Origin of the sequence: Paralysiella testudinis (assembly GCF_016894345.1) — a bacterium.
Classification (GTDB): domain Bacteria; phylum Pseudomonadota; class Gammaproteobacteria; order Burkholderiales; family Neisseriaceae; genus Paralysiella; species Paralysiella testudinis.
On sequence record NZ_CP069798.1, the window covers coordinates 2,030,838 to 2,049,441 of the forward strand.

General features: G+C 55.5%; 17 protein-coding genes. 5 read left to right on the plus strand and 12 right to left on the minus strand.

The features are described from left to right. Positions 1–192 precede the first annotated feature (192 nt). The 3 genes from ppsR (at position 193) to serS (ending at position 3,415) form a co-directional block, all read left to right on the plus strand. On the plus strand, positions 193–1,017 hold the full coding sequence (gene ppsR / locus JQU52_RS10490) for a posphoenolpyruvate synthetase regulatory kinase/phosphorylase PpsR (RefSeq protein ID WP_230338434.1): 825 nt from the start codon (positions 193–195) through the stop codon (positions 1,015–1,017). Positions 1,018–1,193: 176 nt separating this feature from the next. Beyond that, entirely contained in the window at positions 1,194–1,880 is a 687-nt protein-coding gene (locus JQU52_RS10495; protein ID WP_230338435.1) for a SanA/YdcF family protein, read from the plus strand. Between the two features lie 236 nt (positions 1,881–2,116). Continuing rightward, the gene (gene serS / locus JQU52_RS10500; protein ID WP_230338436.1) at positions 2,117–3,415 is read left to right on the plus strand and encodes a serine--tRNA ligase; all 1,299 of its coding nucleotides are present in this window, start codon (positions 2,117–2,119) and stop codon (positions 3,413–3,415) included. A 93-nt stretch (positions 3,416–3,508) separates the two neighbouring features. Here serS and JQU52_RS10505 read toward each other — a convergent pair whose 3' ends face one another. The 5 genes from JQU52_RS10505 to lon all read right to left on the minus strand — a co-directional run bounded on the left by JQU52_RS10505 (position 3,509) and on the right by lon (position 10,457). Then, positions 3,509–4,267, minus strand: a complete 759-nt coding sequence (locus JQU52_RS10505) for a toxin-antitoxin system YwqK family antitoxin (protein WP_230338437.1) — start codon at positions 4,265–4,267, stop codon at positions 3,509–3,511. Positions 4,268–4,277: 10 nt separating this feature from the next. Next, complete coding sequence (locus JQU52_RS10510; protein ID WP_230338438.1) at positions 4,278–5,621, minus strand: aldehyde dehydrogenase family protein; 1,344 nt, start codon at positions 5,619–5,621, stop codon at positions 4,278–4,280. A 274-nt stretch (positions 5,622–5,895) separates the two neighbouring features. Next, on the minus strand, positions 5,896–7,425 hold the full coding sequence (locus tag JQU52_RS10515) for a peptidylprolyl isomerase (protein WP_230338439.1): 1,530 nt from the start codon (positions 7,423–7,425) through the stop codon (positions 5,896–5,898). A 129-nt stretch (positions 7,426–7,554) separates the two neighbouring features. After that, complete coding sequence (locus JQU52_RS10520) at positions 7,555–7,824, minus strand: HU family DNA-binding protein (protein ID WP_230338440.1); 270 nt, start codon at positions 7,822–7,824, stop codon at positions 7,555–7,557. Positions 7,825–8,015: 191 nt separating this feature from the next. Next, positions 8,016–10,457 (minus strand): endopeptidase La, encoded by a 2,442-nt coding sequence (gene lon, locus JQU52_RS10525; protein ID WP_230338441.1) that lies wholly within the window; start codon positions 10,455–10,457, stop codon positions 8,016–8,018. A gap of 220 nt (positions 10,458–10,677) precedes the next feature. Between lon and JQU52_RS10530 the strand changes: the two genes are divergently transcribed. Together JQU52_RS10530 and JQU52_RS10535 are read left to right on the plus strand one after the other, a co-directional pair. Next, positions 10,678–11,535, plus strand: a complete 858-nt coding sequence (locus JQU52_RS10530) for a sulfurtransferase (protein ID WP_230338442.1) — start codon at positions 10,678–10,680, stop codon at positions 11,533–11,535. Positions 11,536–11,708: 173 nt separating this feature from the next. Further along, entirely contained in the window at positions 11,709–12,224 is a 516-nt protein-coding gene (locus tag JQU52_RS10535) for a hypothetical protein (protein WP_230338443.1), read from the plus strand. A gap of 25 nt (positions 12,225–12,249) precedes the next feature. Here JQU52_RS10535 and JQU52_RS10540 read toward each other — a convergent pair whose 3' ends face one another. The 7 genes from JQU52_RS10540 to holA form a co-directional block, all read right to left on the minus strand. After that, positions 12,250–13,791: a phospholipase D family protein gene (locus JQU52_RS10540; RefSeq protein ID WP_230338444.1), complete on the minus strand. Its 1,542-nt coding sequence runs from the start codon at positions 13,789–13,791 to the stop codon at positions 12,250–12,252. Positions 13,792–13,845: 54 nt separating this feature from the next. Continuing rightward, the gene (gene ubiD, locus JQU52_RS10545; protein WP_230338445.1) at positions 13,846–15,324 is read right to left on the minus strand and encodes a 4-hydroxy-3-polyprenylbenzoate decarboxylase; all 1,479 of its coding nucleotides are present in this window, start codon (positions 15,322–15,324) and stop codon (positions 13,846–13,848) included. Between the two features lie 47 nt (positions 15,325–15,371). After that, complete coding sequence (locus JQU52_RS10550) at positions 15,372–16,025, minus strand: hypothetical protein (protein ID WP_230338446.1); 654 nt, start codon at positions 16,023–16,025, stop codon at positions 15,372–15,374. Between the two features lie 123 nt (positions 16,026–16,148). Beyond that, positions 16,149–16,727 carry an aminoacyl-tRNA hydrolase gene (gene pth / locus JQU52_RS10555; RefSeq protein WP_230340565.1) on the minus strand — a complete coding sequence of 193 codons (579 nt, stop codon included), beginning with the start codon at positions 16,725–16,727 and terminating at the stop codon, positions 16,149–16,151. Between the two features lie 123 nt (positions 16,728–16,850). After that, positions 16,851–17,120 carry an RnfH family protein gene (locus JQU52_RS10560; protein ID WP_230340566.1) on the minus strand — a complete coding sequence of 90 codons (270 nt, stop codon included), beginning with the start codon at positions 17,118–17,120 and terminating at the stop codon, positions 16,851–16,853. A gap of 7 nt (positions 17,121–17,127) precedes the next feature. Next, positions 17,128–17,568: a type II toxin-antitoxin system RatA family toxin gene (locus JQU52_RS10565; protein ID WP_230338447.1), complete on the minus strand. Its 441-nt coding sequence runs from the start codon at positions 17,566–17,568 to the stop codon at positions 17,128–17,130. A gap of 22 nt (positions 17,569–17,590) precedes the next feature. Further along, entirely contained in the window at positions 17,591–18,598 is a 1,008-nt protein-coding gene (gene holA / locus JQU52_RS10570) for a DNA polymerase III subunit delta (protein ID WP_230338448.1), read from the minus strand. Positions 18,599–18,604: the final 6 nt, after the last annotated feature.

Consider the following 18,604-nt stretch of genomic DNA (forward strand, 5'->3'; position numbering starts at 1 on the left):
CCGCAATAGCTGCCAATATCACCGGCTGTTATTTAAATTTAATGGCCAATATTTTATTTTTATTGGCACTTTATGCTTTATTGCGGCGTGTCAAATTTGTGTAACAGCCTGTAATTTCAGGCTGCCCTTACGGTTTGCACTGCACTGCGGTATGATGCCGTATCGTGCACATTGCCCCTTGGAATATCCGCCATGAACCAGCCTTCCCGCCATGCTTTTTTTATCTCCGACCGCACCGGTATTACCGCCGAAAGCATGGGTGAAGCCTTGCTCAACCAGTTTGACGGCATCGAATTCAAACGCGCCACTTACCCCTTTGTGGACACGGAAGCAAAAGCCCGCGAAACCGTGGCCTTGGTCAACCAAGTGGCCGCCAACGCCGCCGAGCGGCCATTGATTTTTTCCAGCATTGTGGACGAAGACATCCGCAAAATCGTCAAAACCAGCGCCGGTTTGCACTTAAGTTTTTTTGATGCCTTTATGGGCGAGTTGGAAACCGAATTATCGCTGCGCGCCAACCACCAAATCGGCCGCACCCACGGCATCCAAGACACCGAGCGCTACGATGCTCGCATGGAAGCGGTAAACTTTTCCATCAGCCACGACGACGGCGTGAGCGACAAAGACCTGCAAAAAGCCGATGTGATTCTGGTGGGCGTGTCGCGCAGCGGCAAAACCCCCACCTGCCTGTATCTGGCCTTGCAATACGGCATCCGCGCCGCCAACTACCCGCTCACACCCGACGATTTGGACAGCACCAACCTGCCGCGTATGCTCAAGCCTTTCAAGCACAAAATCTACGGCCTCACCATCGAGCCGCAGCGGCTGCACCACATCCGCTCCGAGCGCCGCCCCGATTCGCGCTATGCCAGCATTGAAAATTGCCGCTTTGAGGTAAACGAAGCCGAAAGCATGTTCCGCCAACACAACATCCCCTTTACCAACACCACCCACAAATCGATTGAAGAGCTGGCCGCCAGCATCTTGATTGCCACCAAGCTGCAACGCCGCTTTTAAACCAGGCTGCCTGATACCAATCCTAAAAAATAACCTAACTGCGTTGGCTCGCCTTAGCGCAAAGCGAACGACTTTGTAAGGCGCTAAGGCGCCAACAAATTCTGTTCCATACTATCTCTACTGTCTGCGGCTCACCGCCTTGTTATCTTATTTTTTAGAATTGGTATGAAACCATCATGATGCCTTTTTTAATCAGCGCTCTGGTATTACTGCTCCTGCTGGCACTGCCGGATATATGGGTGGCACTAATCACCCGCCGCCACCGTTACCGCCGCATCGAAGATTTGCCCGCCTGCGACGACGCCCTGCTGCTGGGCACCGCCAAATACCTTGGCAGCGGCGGCCACAATGTGTATTACCAATACCGCATCCAAGCCGCCATTGATTTATGGCGCGCGGGCAAAACCAAACGCTTTGTGGTGAGCGGCAACGGGCTCACAGAATCGGTAAGTGAAACCGCCGCCATGCAGGCCGACTTGGTGGCCGCCGGTATTCCCGCCAGTGTGATTTGGCAAGACGAAGCCGGCATGCGCACGCTCGACAGCATTTTGCGCTATGCCGACACCTTCGACAGCCCACGCGGCCAGCGGCACCTGTGTATGGTGTCGCAGCCATTTCACAATCAGCGCGCACTGGCCTTGGCACGCTGGCAAGGCATAGATGCTGTGGCCTACGATGCCGAAGCCGTGGGCTGGCGTGGCGGCTGGCGCGTGCATCTGCGCGAACGCGGCGCACGCCTGAAATGGGCGTGGGATATTGTGCGCGGCACGGCGCCTCAACACAGCATTGTGAACCTGCCCTTACGTCAATGCCCCACGCAAGCACCACCCAGCCCGCCCGGTGCCCATATCAATGCTGCCTGAACTGCCCAAAGTCGCCGCCATCGTTTACAATAACGGCCATCTTTTCACCTTCGATAAAGTGAAATAAAAAATGAAGTGATACAAGGCAGCGAGCCGCAGACAGTACAGCTAGTACGAAACAGAGTTTGTTGGCGCGCCTACGCCTTACAAAATCGTTCTCTTCGAGCTAAGGCGAGCTAAGGCCGTAGCACTTTTTTATTTATTTTACTGATACCCACCAATCTAAAGAGCTTCTTATGCTAGACATCCAACTTCTGCGCCACGATGTAAACGCCGTGGCCGCCCGGCTGGCCGCACGCGGCTTCTCACTGGACACCGCCTTATTCGAACATCTGGAAACCCAGCGCAAATCACTGCAAGTGCGCACTGAGGAACTGCAAGCCCAGCGCAACAGCCATTCCAAGCAAATCGGCGCCTTGAAAGGCCAAGGAAAACACGATGAAGCCGCAGCCGCCATGGCCGCCGTAGCGCAAATCAAAGCCGATTTAGAGCAAACCGAGCGCGACTACCAAAGCGTACAGCAACAACTGGACGACTTGCTTTTGGCCGTGCCCAATCTGCCCCATACCAGCGTACCGGTGGGCAGCGATGAAAGCCAAAACGTGGAATTGCGCCGCGTGGGCAGCCCGCGCGAATTTGATTTTGCGGTAAAAGACCATGTCGATATCGGCGCCGCCTTGGGGCTGGATTTTGAAACCGGCGCCCAATTATCAGGCGCCCGCTTTGCGCTGATGCGCGGCCCCATCGCCCGCTTGCATCGCGCACTGGCGCAATTTATGCTCGACACCCATACCCAAGCGCACGGCTATACCGAGTGCTATACCCCGTATATTGTCAATGACAGTGCGCTCTTCGGCACCGGCCAGCTGCCCAAATTCGGCGAAGACCTGTTTCACGTTACCCGTGGCGGCGACGAAAGCAAGCTCACGCAATACCTGATTCCCACCGCCGAAGTCACCCTCACCAACATCGTGGCCGAGCGCATTCTGGCAGCCGATGAGCTGCCAGTAAAACTCACCGCCCACTCGCCCTGCTTCCGCTCCGAAGCCGGTGCCTACGGCAAAGACGTGCGCGGCCTGATTCGCCAGCACCAATTTGATAAAGTGGAAATGGTGCAAATCACCCAGCCCGAACATTCTTATGCCGCGCTGGACGAAATGGTGGGTCACGCCGAAAAAATCCTTCAGCTGCTGGACTTGCCCTACCGTGTCATCACCTTGTGCACCGGCGATATGGGCTTTGGCGCCGCCAAAACCCACGACATCGAAGTGTGGGTGCCGGCACAAAACACCTACCGCGAAATTTCCAGCTGCTCCAATTGCGAAGACTTCCAAGCACGACGCATGAAAGCGCGTTTTAAAGACGAAAATGGCAAAAACCGCTTGGTGCACACCCTCAACGGCTCCGGCTTGGCCGTGGGCCGCACCTTGGTGGCGGTATTGGAAAACCACCAAAATGCCGACGGCAGCGTCAACATCCCCGCCGCCTTGCAGCCTTACTTGGGCGGGCAAACCGTGTTGCGCACAACGATGTAATCAACAACAGCGGCAATGCTAAAGGCTGCCTGAAAACACAACTTCGGTGTTTTCAGGCAGCCTTGGTTTGATTGATGCGTTTATCGATAGCGCTTATTCGGCCAGTTTATTGCCTGCTTCATCCCACATCGTGGCGTCCACCATCTCGCCATCCCGATATATGATTTCCACGGCCTTGGCGCCGTTGGCATGCCATAACAACACCACGCCACTTTGACGGCCGTTGGCATTGATGCTCAGCTCAGCAGTAAGCCGCCCTTGTTCATCCCAGCGGCGAACCAAGGTGGGTTTGTCGTCCACCATTTCCATTTCCGCTTTCAAACTGCCATCGGGATACCACTGCTGCCAGCGGCCATTGGCCAAACCGTTCCGAAACGGCAGCTGGCTTTCTTGTTGGCCATTGATATACCAACGCGTGCCCACGCCCACGGCTTCGCCTTCGCGGTAGGTAATGGATGTGGCCAGCTGGCCATTGGTATGCCAAGTTCGCCAGGTACCGTCAGGCCGCCCTTTGCGGAATTCGCTCTGCATTTTTTTACGCCCGTTTTCATGCCACAGCACCAAGGTTCCTTGGTTTAATATCGGCGTGAACATCGCCACTTTGGCGGCGGCAATGGTATAGGGATTGCTGTAAGGCTTGCCAGACGGATAATAAAAATCCTGTACTTGCGCCTGATCGCCCTGTATTTGGTAATCGCGCCGATATACCGCCTTAGCCGTATCGGCCACTTCGTGATAGTAAGCGTTGAAATACAGCTGGTGCACATCTTGGGCGCACGCCAGCTTTGCTGCCGACAACAGCAATAACCCCAGCATCAACAATGCCCGGTGGCGGTAAGAGCGTAAGCACATGATTACCTCCTTATTTTTGCCAATAGGTTTTGACATTCACAAATTCATACAGGCCAAATTCCGACAACTCACGCCCAAAACCGGACGCCTTCACGCCGCCAAACGGCAGGCGCAAATCGCTGCTGGTATGGCGGTTGATAAACACACTGCCGGTGTCCAGCTGCGTGGCCAGCTGCCAAGCGGTTTCGGTGTTACCGCTGTAAATACTGGCACCTAAGCCGAAAGGATTGTCGTTGGCCAAGGCCACCGCATGTTCGGCATCGCGCGCGCGCAATACGCTGGCTACCGGCCCAAACACTTCTTCGTGGTAGACACGGCAATCGGCGTTCACCTGATCCAACACCGTGGCCGGGTAGAAAAACCCTGCTCCCGCAGGCAAAGTGCCACCCAGCAAGCAATCGGCGCCGTGTGCCAGTGCATCTTCCACCTGGGCGTGCACACGGGTGCGCAAATCGGCACGGTGCAGCGGCGCTAAAGTGGTTTCAGGCAGCCATGGCGCCCCCATTTGCAGCTGGCGGCTGTGTTTGAGCAAGGCCGCGATAAAGGCATCGGCCACCGCATCCACCACAATCAGCCGTTTGGCGGCATTGCAGGATTGCCCGGCATCGCGAAAACGTGAATAACAAGCTTCTTGCGCCGCCTGCTCGATATCGGCATCGGCCAGCACCATCAATGCATTGCTGCCACCCAGTTCCAACACACATTTTTTCAGGTGTTTACCGGCCAGCGCGGCCAAATGGCGGCCGGTGTCGGTGGAGCCGGTAAAGGCCAGCGCTTGGGTTTGTGCAATCGCCGTTTCCATATCCGCATCAGCAATCCAGGCTGCCTGCAACGGCAAAGTTTCGTCTACCAACTCAAATAAAGCTTGAGTAACACCGGCCACACTGGGCGCCGGTTTCACCAAGCAGGCGTTGCCCGCGCACAAGGCGGGGATGGCAAAGCGCAGTATCTGCCACACCGGATAATTCCACGGCATCACCGCCAACACCACGCCCAGCGGCTCAAAACGCACTTGGCTTAAGCTGGCTTGGGTGGCAATGGTTTTGTGTGCCAATAATTCCGGTGCCAATTTGGCATAGTAGCGAATCAAGGCCACCGATTTATCCAGCTCGGCTTCGCATTCGCGCAAACAGCGCCCCACTTCCAAGCAGATTTGCAGTGCCAATGCGGCTTTGTTTTCTTCCAGCCGTTGTGCCAACACCAACAAACCAGCGGCACGCTCGCTCACCGACAGCGCGGCAAACGCCTGCTGCTGCACACGGATGTGCTGCTGTTGTTGCGCAATTTCTGCCGCTGTGAACGGTGCACGCTCAAATAAAACGGCTTGAGTGAGAATATGGCGGCTGCAAAACACGGCAAATCCTTGATTTAAAAATAGAACCCGATACTAATTTAGGCTGCCTGAAAAATCAATCCATCTCAAGCTGCCTGAAAAACCAAATAATACCAATTCGAAAAAATAAGATAACAAAGCGGAGCTGATTTACTTGGTGCTTTAGCACCTTACAAAATCGTTCTCTTCGAGCTAAGGCGAGCCAACACAGTTAGGTTATTTTTTAGGATTGGTATAACAAAACCGATGGCTGCACAAGACAACCATCGGTCTGAACACACCCATGAATGTCGGCTTAATGCGTGTTATTACCCAACTGCTGCGCACCCTGTTTTACCGGATAGCGCTGCTGCAATTGATGCAGATAGCTGGCCATCAAAGTAGTGCCGGTGTGCTCGGCCAACATCTGCTTGGCCTGTGGCAAAGCGGCGTCCACATTTTCCGGCGCAGCCACCGATTGCACTTCCATCAATATCGGGCCAGATTGCGTCCCCGTCAACAACACATAAGCCGGTTTATTGGCTTGCGGATGCGCTTTAAGCAATTGCTGGAAGTCGGCGGCGGGCATCCCTGCTTGTGCCTGCTGGGTGCTCAATGCACTTACCGGCGACCAATTTACCGCCACCGTTTCACCTTTGGCCGCCGCGGTTTTGGCCGCTTCTGCCGCCGCTAGCGCCAGCTTCAGACTTTCCGCGGCCACATAATCCTGCTGCACCTGCGCCTTCACTTCATTGAACGGCGGCAATTCTTTGGCGCGCACTTCCTTGGCACGCACCACCCACACCGCATCATTGCCCATCGCCACCGGTTCGGAATTGTGTTTTTTCACCAATACATCATCGCTGAACAAGGCTGTCTGCAAGGCCGGCGGCATACCGCTGGCTTGAGCCGCCTCGGCACTAATCCATTCATCCGGGCTTTCGATCTTCAAGCCCAGCTTGGCGGCGGCGGTTTTTAATTCGTCCGGATGGTTAAAGGCCAAATCCGCCAACTCTTCGCGCGCAGCGGCCAAGGCTTGGCGCCCTTTGCGCAAGCGGATTTCTTCCTCTAATTTCGCTTTTACTGCGGCCAAAGCCGGCTTGGCGGCCGAAGCATCGGCAGGCAACTGGGCATACGCCTGCTGCAAATCTTCATCACTCACCGTGGCTTTGGCACCCAAATCCTGTGCTGTTAAGGCCACAAATTCAAATTTCACCGCTTGTTGCTGCTCGTATTGCGCTTTGTGGGCATCATAATAGGCTTGCAAAGCGGCATCATCCACCTTCACCTTATCGGCATAGGCTGCCGGTGCAAACAGCGTGGTGCGTACCTGCCGCACCGCTTGCAGGCTGCCCAGCATTTGCCGCGCCTGCACATCGCTCACCAGTGTGCCGCCCTGCATCAGATTCACTACCGACTGAATGGCAAACTGGCGGCGCAAGTCTTCAATCAACATGGCTTCGCTCATTTGACTTTGGTGTAGAAAGGCCTGATATTTGGCTTCGCTAAAGCGGCCGTTTTCCTGAAAACCCGGATCGGACGCAATCACTTGCTTGATTTGCGCTAACGAGGCATTGACTCCCAAATCATGACCGCCCTGCTGCAAATACGCCTGTTGCAGCAAGCTCTGATAAACCGCATCACGCCCCAAGGCATTGCCACTGGCTTGTACCCGACGCAACGCTTCATTCACGTCTTGCTCGCTGATTTTAATATCACCCACTTTACCCACGTAATCGTGGCCGGGCGTAGCCAGCGTACTGGCGCCAAAGCCCACAAAAGTGAGCGCAATCAGACCCAATAAAATCTGGGCAGGGGTTTTGTATTTTTCGATGGCATGAAACATAAATCAATTGAGCCGTTTAGTGAAATGGGTAAAGCGGCATTGTAACGGTTTTGCGCCGATATTTCGAGCGCCGCAGGCAATAAAAAAGGTGAACACGATGTTCACCTTTTTTTCCTACTCAAGCAATGCTTACAGTGCGTCTTTCAGCGCCTTGCCCGCACGGAATTTGGGGGTTTTGGCCGCTTTGATTTGCAACGGTTCGCCGGTTTTGGGGTTGCGGCCGTTACGGGCGGCACGCTCGCCCACGTAGAAAGTACCGAAGCCCACCAAAGTAACAGTATCGCCTTTTTTCAGCGCGCCGGTTACCGCATTGGTCAGGCCGTCCAAGGCTTTGGCGGCAGCTGCTTTGGAAATGTCCGCTTCCTGAGCGATGGCTTCAATCAATTCAGACTTATTCACTATGAAGTCCCTTTCTGTTGTTATGGTAAGTCAACTATTCGCCCGCAACGGGCTTGCTAGTTTGGGTAAAACAGCACGTTGCCTTTATAGCAAGCCCAAAATCACCGTGTCAAGCACCTTTATACACCGCAGCTTGTATTACATCATAAAAGAGCCTGATAAAGGGGTTTGTGTCACCGTGAAACGACAACTCAGTGCTTGGTGGCTTTCTTGCTTGACTTCTCGTTGCTGTTGCCGATGGCTGCCGCTTCCGGCTCTGCCGCCCAAGGCACGGGCTGGCTGGCCAAGCCGAAGTTCAGCACTTCGTCTATCCATTGCACCGGATGAATGGTGAGCCCTTCTTTCACGTTAGCCGGAATTTCTTCCAGATCTTTCACGTTGTCTTTCGGAATCAGCACATGCTTGATGCCGCCGCGCAAGGCCGCCAGCAGTTTTTCTTTCAGCCCACCGATGGCCAGCACTTCGCCGCGCAAGGTAATTTCGCCCGTCATCGCCACATCGGCGCGCACTGGAATGCCGGTAAAGGCAGACACCAGCGCCAAGGTAATGGCAATGCCTGCACTGGGGCCGTCTTTGGGCGTGGCACCTTCGGGCACATGCACATGGATGTCGCTTTTTTCGTAGAAATCCGGCGCAATCCCCAGCGCTTCGGCACGGCTGCGCACCACGCTCCAGGCAGCAGAAATCGACTCTTGCATCACATCGCCCAGTTTACCGGTGCGGATGATGTTGCCCTTGCCTTTAAACTGGCTGGCTTCCACCGTGAGCAATTCGCCGCCCACTTCTGTCCACGCCAAACCGGTTACTTGACCGACGCGGTTTTCGCTTTCGGCCACACCGAAATCGAAGCGGCGCACACCCAGATAATCGTGCAAATTATCGCCGTTCACCTCAATCACACCGGGCTTGGCGGTTTTCTGGCCGGCAGCGGCCTTGTCGGCCTGCAAGGCTTGCTGCATCACCACTTTGCGGCAAATTTTGGCGATTTCCCGATCCAGCGAGCGCACACCGGCTTCGCGGGTGTAATAGCGGATAATGCCGCGCACCGCGCTTTCATCAATGGCGATCTCGCCTTTTTTAACCCCGTTTTGCTTGATTTGCTTGGGCACCAAATATTGCAGGGCGATGTTGACTTTTTCGTCTTCGGTATAGCCCGACAAACGGATAATCTCCATGCGATCCATCAGCGCAGGCGGGATGTCCAAACTATTGGAAGTGGCGATAAACATCACGTCAGACAAGTCATATTCCACTTCGGCATAATGGTCGACAAAAGCATGGTTTTGCTCCGGATCCAACACTTCCAGCAAGGCGCTGGCCGGGTCGCCACGGAAGTCGCGCCCCATTTTGTCGATTTCATCCAGCAAAAACAGCGGATTGCGCACACCCACTTTGGTGATGTTTTGCAAAATTTTGCCGGGCATAGAGCCGATATAGGTGCGGCGGTGGCCGCGAATTTCGCTTTCATCGTGCACGCCGCCTAAGGCCATGCGCACGTATTTGCGCCCGGTGGCTTTGGCAATAGACTCGCCCAACGAGGTTTTGCCCACGCCCGGCGGCCCTACCAAGCACAAAATCGGCCCTTTCAGTTTATTCACGCGCTTTTGTACTGCTAAATATTCCAAAATGCGCTCTTTCACTTTTTCCAAGCCGTAATGATCGGCATCCAACACCAAATCGGCCTTGGCAATGTCTTTGCTAACACGGGTTTTCTGTTTCCACGGCAAATCAAGCAAGGTGTCGATGTAGTTGCGCACCACGGTAGACTCGGCCGACATCGGCGGCATCATGCGCAGTTTTTTCAACTCTGCCAGTGCCTTGTCTTCGGCCTCTTGGCTCATGCCGGCGGTTTTGATTTTTTCGCCCAAGGCGTCCAGCTCACCGCGCTCGTCTTCTTCACCCAGCTCTTTTTGAATCGCTTTGACTTGCTCATTCAGGTAATACTCACGCTGCGATTTTTCCATTTGCCGCTTCACGCGGCCACGAATGCGTTTTTCCACCTGCAAAATGTCCAGCTCGCCTTCGAGCTGTTGCAGCAAATGCTCCATGCGCTCGGCCACGTCCACCATGGCCAACACTTCCTGGCGCTGCTCCAGCTTCAATTGCAAATGCGCGGCAATGGTGTCGACCAAGCGGCTGTTGTCTTCGATACCGTGAATGGTGGCAATCACTTCGCTGGGGATTTTTTTGTTCAGTTTGGTGAGTTGATCAAATTGCGACAGCAAGGTGCGGCGCAAGGCTTCGCTGTCGTGGCCTTCGGCTTCGGGCGTATTCAGCGGCGCCACATGGGCAATAAAATGGTCGCCGCTGGCATCCACGTGCAGCACTTGCGCCCGTTGCGTGCCTTCCACCAACACTTTTACCGTGCCATCAGGCAGCTTCAGCACCTGCAGCACATTGGCAATGGTGCCCATGTCGTACATATCGTCGGCGGTGGGCTCTTCGGTATTGGCATTTTTTTGCGCCAGCAAAAACACCGGCTCATCGTTTTCCATGGCCGCATCCAAGGCGGCAATCGATTTGGCGCGGCCAACAAACAAGGGCAGCACCATGTGCGGATAGACCACCACATCGCGCAATGGCAACATGGCCAGCGCATTCAGTTCGGGCGTGGGGGATTTTTTTATGGCCATAATGCGCCTCATTCTTTCTTGATGTGTTACCAGATTGCCGCTCTACATTGGGTTGAGGCCGGGTATTTCAAGCCGTTAATGCACGGGAGCCACACTTTTTTGCATCATGCCATAAGGCTGCCTGAAAGCAAGCCATATTGAATAAAAAAAATGCCCTACACGCGGCATGCTGTTTGTTTTATGATGCGTATCGGATATTTAATCGAATCAAAACCAAGCCATGATGCCAACCCACACCCTAATCCAAGCCAGTGAAGCACTTACACTGGCCGCACAACAGCCCGTACTGTGGCTGGACGCCCGTTTCGAGCTGGCGCAGCCGCAACAAGGTGCTGCCGACTTTGCCTGCGGCCATGTAGCCGGCGCCCATTATATTGATTTGGAGCATCATTTATCCGGCCCGGCCGGCGCCGCTGGCCGCCACCCTTTGCCGATAGCGGCCACACTGGCGGCACAGCTAGCCCAATGGGGGCTTGGCCACGCCATGCCGGTGTTGATCTACGACCAAGGCGCGGTCATGTATGCAGCACGCGCATGGGCGATGTTGCGCTGGCTCGGCCACACTGCCGTGGCGGTGGTGGACGGCGGCCTGCCCGCTTTGCAACAAGCCGGTGCACCCATCGCCAGCGGCCAAACTAGGCTGCCTGAAACCGGCAATTTCAGCGCCACCACGCCCTTATTGCGCACCGTATCCGCAACCAAAATAGCGCAGCAACTCGGCCAAGCCACCGCGCCGCTGCTGGTGGACGCCCGCGCAGCCGAGCGTTTTCACGGCACACCGCACCCGCTGGATCCCCGCTGCGGCCACATCCCCGGCGCCGTTAATCGCTTTTTCAAGCTCAATTTAGACGCCGAACAGTATTTTTTACCGGCTACGGTATTACACCAACAATGGCAAGGCTGCCTGAACGGCACACCGCCGCCGCAAGTGGTACATTATTGCGGCAGCGGCGTTTCTGCTTGTGTGAATTTATTGGCGATGGAACACGCCGGTTTGCATGGCAGCGCACTTTATGTCGGCTCTTGGAGCGAATGGGCCGCCGATGCGGGCAAACCCGTGGCCAACGGAGCGGCTTAATGCTGAGAACCTGTTTACAAGCTTTTATACCCATTCTAAAAAATAAGATAACAAGGCAGCGAGCCGAAGACAGTACAAATAGTACGGGACAGACTTTTGTTGGTGCTTTAGCACCTTACAAAATCGTTCGCGTAACGCGTAGGCGAGCCAACGCCGTTAGGTTGTTTTTTAGAATGGGTATTATTATGCCGGTGATGCTGGTGCCGGCTTTGCTGATAATCCCCGCCCACGCCGCCCCGCCTTTATATATTTGCCAGCATGGCGGCAAAGCGGTTTACACTTCTTACCCAAAAAAATTACCGCAGGGGCGCTGCCAGCCATCGGCGCTGCAAGAAGCCGAGCCAACCGCAGCAACGCCCACGGACGACCCCATCCGCGATTTCTGGTATCGCTTGGAATTTGGCCATATTGATGCCCAAACACCGATTCTGCCACCACCACCGCCAGCACGGCCCTCAACTACCGTCAACAACACAGCCGCCTCAACCATGCCGCCAGCCCCCTTAAGCCGACGTCAGTTAATCGAGCGCGACATCGCCGCAGAAAAAAATGCCTTGCAGCAAGCACAACGACAACTAAGCCAAGCGCAACAATCCGCCCAAACCGCCGGTATTCTGGCGTGGCGTGGCCGCGTGGCCGATCATTTGCAAAACCTCCGCGCCCTAGAGGAAGAGCTGAAACGTTATTAACCCGCCTCAAGGCTTTCAGGCAGCCTTACAACATGCTCTCCAACGGCAACCACGACAATACTTTCACCCACATCCGTCGCCACCAGCCGGTTTGCGGCTCCCGCTGCAAAATGGCCGCATCCGGCTGTGCCGTTGCATCGTGCCAAAGCACGCCGTTTTGGCCATTGGGCAACAGCCGGTAGCTGCTTTCAGGCAGCCTTTGCACCAAGGTATCGGTAATGTCGGCGGCCAGTGCTGGCGAGTGGATTACCAAGCCCATCTCGGTATTGAGGTGTGCTGAGCGCGGGTCAAAGTTAAACGAGCCCACAAACAGCCGCTGCCGATCAATGGCCACGGTTTTGGCATGCAGGCTACTGGCAGAATTACCCACCAAACCACGGTCGCGCCGCCCCTTACTGTGCTGCACCGGCTTGAATTCATACAGATTCACACCCGCTTGCAGCAATTCGATACGGTAAGGCACATAGCCCGAATGCACCAGCGGCACATCGGTGGCCGCCAGCGAATTGGTAAGCACGTTCACCTGCACACCTTGGCGTACCAGCTGCGCCAGCGCATCGGTGCCGTTGGCGGTGGGCACAAAATAAGGTGACACCAACCACAGAGATTGTCGCGGTGTGCCCATGGCTTCATCCAAATGCACCAATACCGATTGTTGCGGATCCGCCTGCCCCAACGCTTTGGCCGGGTCGTCGCTCACCAATTCCATGCGCGCCCATTCCAGCGGCAGGTCGCCATGCTGCAAAGCCAGGCTGAGCGGCGACTGCTGCCATGCTTGGTTGAAATAGGCCGCTTGGGCGGTGGCGGGGATTTCGCCTTGCAACAGGCGCTGGGTTTTGCGGGCAATATGACTGCGTTCGCGCACCAAACGGTCTAAAGGATAGGCGGAAGCACTGGCCCAGTAGCGGTCGAAATCGGTGGCCACCGCGGCCACCACCGGCCCCACCGCCAGCACATCTAAGTCGATAAACAAAGCGCCGTCGCCAAAATCAAAATACTCATCGCCGATATTGCGCCCGCCGATAATGGTGGCTTGGCTGTCGGCGGTGAGCGATTTATTGTGCATGCGCCGGTTGAGCCGTTCAAAGTCGGTGAGGTAGCCCAGCGCACGCCAGCGGCGGTTGGCAAACGGGTTGAACAGGCGCACTTCGATATTGGGGTGCTCATCTACGGCCGCCCACAGGCTGTCCATGCCGCGGGTATTGTTGTCGTCCAACAGCAGGCGCACGCGCACGCCGCGCTCGGCAGCTTGATAAATGTGCTGGATCAACATGCGCCCGGAGGTGTCGTTGCGCCAGATATAATATTGGATGTCGAGCGTGTGCTCGGCCGCATCGGCCAAACCGATGCGGGCGGCAAAGGCATCCAGCCCGTCGGCCAAGGGATACAGCCCCGACAAGGGCGCATGGGCGGCCACTTGCGGCTGCACCGCGCTGGCCAACAACGACGGCGTATCGGCAGGCAAATGCCGGCTCACGCTGCGCCCTTCCAATGTGGGCAGGCTTTGACAGGCGGCCAATAGGCACAATAAAGGGATTAACAGCAGGGTTTTCAAAAGATTTTCCATAAAATAGGCTGCCTGAAAGGGTTTCAGGCAGCCTTGCCATCTAGCAAATAACACTTATAAGCCCAACTCATCCCACAGCGCGTCCACTTGCGCCACGGTAGCCGGGTCGCGCTTGATGACGCGGCCCCATTCGCGCTGGGTTTCGCCCGGCCATTTATTGGTGGCGTCTAGCCCCATTTTACCGCCCAAGCCACTTACCGGGCTGGCAAAGTCGAGGTAGTCAATCGGCGTGTGTTCGATTAGGGTGGTGTCGCGCACCGGATCCATGCGGGTGGTAATCGCCCAAATCACTTCCTGCCAATTGCGGCAATCCACATCGTCGTCCACCACAATAATGAATTTGGTGTACATAAACTGGCGCAAAAAGCTCCAGCAGCCCATCATCACCCGCTTGGCGTGGCCGGCGTATTGTTTTTTGATGCTCACCACCGCCATGCGGTAGGAGCAGCCTTCCGGCGGCAGGTAAAAATCGACAATTTCGGGAAACTGCTTTTGCAGCAGCGGCACAAATACTTCGTTCAGCGCCACGCCCAGCACGGCAGGCTCGTCCGGCGGTTTGCCGGTGTAGGTGCTGTGGTAAATCGGGTTGGGGCGCATGGTGATGCGCTCCACGGTGAACACTGGGAAATGGTCTTGTTCGTTGTAATAGCCGGTGTGGTCGCCATACGGGCCTTCGAGCGCGGTTTCATCAGGGTGAATCACGCCTTCGAGCACGATTTCGGCCCGTGCCGGCACCTGCAAATCATTGCCGATGCATTTCACCAACTCGGTGCGCGAGCCGCGCAGCAAACCGGCAAACTGGTATTCGCTCAAGGTGTCCGGCACCGGCGTAACCGCGCCCAAAATGGTGGCCGGGTCGCAACCGAGCACCACCGCCACTGGATAAGGCACACCCGGATGTGCTTGCTTGTGCGCCAGAAAATCCAGCGCGCCACCGCGGTGCGCCAGCCAGCGCATAATCAGCTTGTTTTTACCAATCACCTGTTGGCGGTAAATACCGAGGTTTTGGCGTTTTTTGTGCGGCCCGCGGGTAACGGTGAGCCCCCATGTCACCAGCGGCGCGGCGTCTTCCGGCCAGCAGTGCTGAATCGGCAGCACGCTTAAATCCACATCGCTGCCTTCAATCACGATTTCTTGGCACGGTGCTTTTTTAACCACCTGCGGCGCCATGCTCCATAAATCTTTTAGCAGCGGCAATTTGCCAAACGCATCCTTAATGCCTTTGGGCGGCTCCGGCTCTTTCAGGTAGGCTAGGGTTTGGCCGATGGCGCGCAATTCACTGATGTCTTTGGCGCCCATGCCCATGGCCACCCGCTCGGTGGTGCCAAACAGATTGGCCAACACCGGAAAGTCATAGCGCGATCCATCCGCGCGCACGGCATTTTCAAACAACAAGGCCGGGCCTTCGGCACGCAATACGCGGTCGGCAATTTCGGTCATTTGCAAGTGCGGCGACACCTGCACGGCAATGCGCTTAAGCTTGCCTTGCTGCTCCAGCATGGCCATAAACTGGCGCAAATCTTGGTATTTCATGTGGGTTTTATCCGTTTGGGTTTCAGGCAGCCTGTTGGTATTGCATATTAGCGGCAAGCGCCCCAATTAAAACGGGCATGTTTTAATTCGCGCTCGTAGTCGTCTTTCATCACATACGAAGGCTCAAAATCGGCAGTGCCGTTGATATCGGCCAACAGCGGCTGCAAGGCTTGGCGGCAGGCGGCCTTGTCGCCATTGTTTTTATACGCCACCGCCAAATCATTGCGTACACGCATCAACTCAGGGTAATACATAAATGCTTCGCATTGGGCCAGCTGTTGCTGGCGAATTTGGATGGCGCGGGAGTATTGCTTGCCGCCATAGGCTGCCTGAAAACTTTTGTCGGCTTGTTGCTGCGCCTTATCGGCGCAGGCCGCGGGCAGTTTCACATAATCGCCATCAAAATAGGTACCGGCGCCGCAATAGTTTTGGCAGGCTTCGCGTGCGCTGTCGTCAATGCCCACCTTCACCCCCTTGGCATCAAACTTGAACCGCACCACGCAGCCTTCACCATCGCGAAAAACATTATTCACAATCTTGCCTTCCACATCGCACAAATTGCCGCGAGAACTCACCGTATTGGCATGGAAATGGCCGTTGTTGACACTGAGACTTTGGACATTGTAATGATCAGCAACCCGATACTCCTGCGCCGCCACCGGCAAGGCCAGCAACAACACCACAACAGACATGATTTTCATCTCAAATACTCCTGTAACGGTTTAATAAAGGATGAAGATAAACAAACTTAACTGGAAGTGGATTGGCACCGCTCCAGCATACAGCAAGGCTGCCTGAAAACAGAATATCTTTGATGTTGCGGTTTATTTGCTGTGCAAGGTGCGCTGCACCGCCACAAAATCATCGGCCAGCAGCTGCGGCATTATTGCCAGCGATTTTTCAATCGCCGCATCAATTTGCTCACGCTCTTCGCTGCGCGGCTTTTTTAACACATAGTTCACCACTTCGTTGCGATCGCCCGGATGGTTGATGCCCAAGCGCAGGCGGTAAAAATCGGGCGTGCCCAGCCGTGCCTGAATGTCTTTTAAGCCATTGTGGCCGCCATTGCCGCCGCCTTGCTTGAACTTGACCCAGCCGGTGGGAATATCCAGCTCGTCATGCACCACCAAAATTTCCGCCGGCTGAATTTTATAAAATGCGGCTAAAGCCTGCACGGCGGTGCCGGATTTGTTCATATAGGTTTGCGGCTTTAGCAGCCACACATCACCGCCGGGCAAGGCCGCGCGCGCCACTTGGCCGAAGAATTTTTTTTCGTCTTTAAACGCCGTTTTCCAGCGCCACGCCAGCTCATCCAACAGCCAAAAACCGGCATTGTGGCGGGTGTGTTCGTATTCGGCACCGGGGTTGCCGAGGCCGGCGATTAATTTGATTTGGGACATAATATATGGTGTGTGTTTGATGTATACCAATTCTACAAAATAAGATAACAAGGCGGGGAGCCGCAGACAGTACGCCTAGTACGACAAGGCGAGCCAACGCAGTTAGGTTATTTTGTAGAGTTGGTATTATTTAGCCGCACGGCGGCGGCGGTTCTCTTTAGGGTCGATTAACAGCGGGCGGTACACTTCCACGCGGTCGTGCGCTTGCAAAACATAATCATCGGCCACTTTTTTGCCGAACACGCCCAAGGGGGCTGCCTGAAAATCCACCTCGGCAAAGGCTTGCGGCAAGGCCGATTGCAATACCGCGGCGCGGGCGCCGGTGCCTGCCGCCACTTGTAATGTGCACAGCAGTTGCTGCTGCGGCGCGGCATAAACCACTTCTACTTCAATCAGCTCCGCTTCAGTTGTCATAACGGCGGTCGGCTTCTTGGATAAACGCATCCACCAAGGTGGTGGCAATGCGGTTAAACACCGGGCCGATCAAGGCCGACAACATGCTGCTGGCAAATTCGTATTCAAGCCGGAATTCAATTTTGCAGCCCAAGTCGCCCAAGGGCGTAAAACGCCAAGTGCCGCTGAGCGATTTAAACGGGCCGTTGAGCAAATCCATGCGGATTTCGTGCGGCGGCCGGTTGTGGTTGCGGGTGCCAAACGATTGGCGCACCTTCATATAATCCATATGCAGCATAGCTTCCAGCACATCGCCTTCGCGGCGCAATACTTCGGTGCGCGCACACCAAGGCAAAAACCGTGGATAGTCTTCCACGGTGTTCACCAAGTCAAACATTTGCTCGGCGCTGTGCAGCACCAACACATTTTTTTCAACGGTTTTTAAAGTCATAGCTTAAACAAACAAAAAGGTTTCAGGCAGCCAACGACATCAATAAATGCTTAAACTGCGGCCAAGCCGCGCCGTCTTCGGCGCCTTTGATTTGGCGGTCAATGCGAGCGCATTCTTGCAAAGCGGCCAATAAGCGGTTGATGCCTAGGCGTTTGGCGGCTTTGGGTGCCAAGGTTTGCTTATCGCCCCACAAACGCAAAGTATTGCGCACTTCGGCCAGATTTTGGCCTTGCTTTAATGCCGCCAATAAGCGGATTAAGGTGCGCACATCTTCGGCCACTGCCCACAGCAACAACACCGGCTCTTCGCCTTCGGCTTCCAAGCCTTCGAGCAAGCGCAGTAAACGCGGCGCATCGCCACCCATCCATGCGGCAGCCAGTTGGAAAACATCAAAGCGCGCCACATTGGCCACCGCCATTTGCGCATCGGCCATATTGAGTAAATGGCCGGGTGGATGCAGCAAGGCCAGTTTGTCGATTTCTTGCTTAGCCGCCAGCAAATTGCCTTCCACCCGCTCGGCAAACAAGGCCAAGGCATCCGGCTCGATATCCAGATTGTGGTGTTGCAAACGCTGGCGTATCCATTGCGGCAGCGCCTGCCCGGATACCGCTTTGGCTTCCACCACGCTGCCGTGGCGTGCCAATGCGCCAAACCATTTGCCTTGCGTTTGCGCCCGCTCCAGCTTGGGCAGCAAGATTAACACGCAGGTGTCTTCAGGCAGCCCGTCGGCCAATTCCTGCAAGGCTTCGCCCCCTTCTTTTCCGGGCTTGCCGCCGGGAATATGCACTTCCAGCAATTTCAGCTCGGCAAACAAGCCGACAGACTGGCTGGCGGCACGCAGTTCCGACCAATCGAATTTGGCATCAACGCTAATCACTTCGCGGTTTAGATAGCCGTGCTCACGCGCGGCTGCACGGATATGATCCAGCGCCTCCACCCGCAGCAAATCTTCTTCGCCGTGAATAATATACAAGGGCTGCAAGCCGCCGCGCAGGCTTTCGGCCAATTGATGCGGGTTTAATTGTGCCATGGCGTT

Coding starts and splice junctions, on each gene's coding strand:
- ppsR (WP_230338434.1), top strand. CDS start 193: ATGAACCAGCCTTCCCGCCATGCTTTTTTTATCTCCGACCGCACCGGT.
- JQU52_RS10495 (WP_230338435.1), top strand. CDS start 1,194: ATGATGCCTTTTTTAATCAGCGCTCTGGTATTACTGCTCCTGCTGGCA.
- serS (WP_230338436.1), top strand. CDS start 2,117: ATGCTAGACATCCAACTTCTGCGCCACGATGTAAACGCCGTGGCCGCC.
- JQU52_RS10505 (WP_230338437.1), bottom strand. CDS start 4,267: ATGTGCTTACGCTCTTACCGCCACCGGGCATTGTTGATGCTGGGGTTA.
- JQU52_RS10515 (WP_230338439.1), bottom strand. CDS start 7,425: ATGTTTCATGCCATCGAAAAATACAAAACCCCTGCCCAGATTTTATTG.
- lon (WP_230338441.1), bottom strand. CDS start 10,457: ATGGCCATAAAAAAATCCCCCACGCCCGAACTGAATGCGCTGGCCATG.
- JQU52_RS10530 (WP_230338442.1), top strand. CDS start 10,678: ATGATGCCAACCCACACCCTAATCCAAGCCAGTGAAGCACTTACACTG.
- JQU52_RS10535 (WP_230338443.1), top strand. CDS start 11,709: ATGGGTATTATTATGCCGGTGATGCTGGTGCCGGCTTTGCTGATAATC.
- JQU52_RS10540 (WP_230338444.1), bottom strand. CDS start 13,791: ATGGAAAATCTTTTGAAAACCCTGCTGTTAATCCCTTTATTGTGCCTA.
- ubiD (WP_230338445.1), bottom strand. CDS start 15,324: ATGAAATACCAAGATTTGCGCCAGTTTATGGCCATGCTGGAGCAGCAA.
- JQU52_RS10550 (WP_230338446.1), bottom strand. CDS start 16,025: ATGAAAATCATGTCTGTTGTGGTGTTGTTGCTGGCCTTGCCGGTGGCG.
- JQU52_RS10565 (WP_230338447.1), bottom strand. CDS start 17,568: ATGACTTTAAAAACCGTTGAAAAAAATGTGTTGGTGCTGCACAGCGCC.
- holA (WP_230338448.1), bottom strand. CDS start 18,598: ATGGCACAATTAAACCCGCATCAATTGGCCGAAAGCCTGCGCGGCGGC.